This is a genomic window from Synechococcus sp. R55.2, assembly GCF_047462075.1.
Lineage (GTDB): Bacteria > Cyanobacteriota > Cyanobacteriia > Thermostichales > Thermostichaceae > Thermostichus.
Genome location: NZ_JANSIH010000292.1, coordinates 1 through 624 on the forward strand (window position 1 = coordinate 1; position 624 = coordinate 624).

Genomic DNA, 624 nt, shown 5'->3' on the forward strand with positions numbered 1-624 from the left:
GGAGCCAGAAAGAGGCGCACCTCAGCCGCGCTGTCGGTTTTTGGTGGGTAACCCGGCTTTTTGCAGGATGTTTTTTCTCTCCTCTCGACCTATCGAGGGAGAAGAGCTCCAGAGTTGTCTACCGCCTTCTCTGGCTGCGCAGATTCAACTGCACACCGAACACTGCCTCAGCCATGGCCGGCAAGTGAGCTTCGAGCTGAGCTTAACGGCCTCTGCCGCTCCCGACCCAGAGTCGACCCATGTTCTAATCGTTACCCTTTCTCCAGTAGTTGAGGAGAACAAGCCAATCAGCCGAATTGTCGGCTCCTGTCAGGACATCACAGCACGCAAGCAAGTGGAGTGGCAGCTACAGCGCAGCCAAAAGCAACTGTTGGAGCACAACCGGGCTCTGATGGAGCTCACCCGGCACAAAGCCCTCAGCCAAGGAGACTTACAAGCTGCTCTGCAACAGATTTGTACTACAGCCGCCCATACCCTGGGGGTGGCACGGGTGGGGCTCTGGCTCTACACGTCGGAGCGCTCCAGCATTCGCTGCATCAATCAATTCGAGATCACCCCAGACAATCCCGAGGGATCCCATACTCAAGGGGCGGAGATCTGGGCCAAAGACTATCCCCGTTATTT

1 protein-coding gene is annotated in these 624 nt (G+C 56.7%); it reads left to right on the forward strand.

Going from position 1 to position 624, the window contains the following annotated elements; genetic code table 11:
- Positions 1-67 precede the first annotated feature (67 nt).
- The coding region (locus NW838_RS09565) for a PAS domain-containing protein (protein ID WP_414427936.1) at positions 68-624 on the forward strand (557 nt) is incomplete at its 3' end.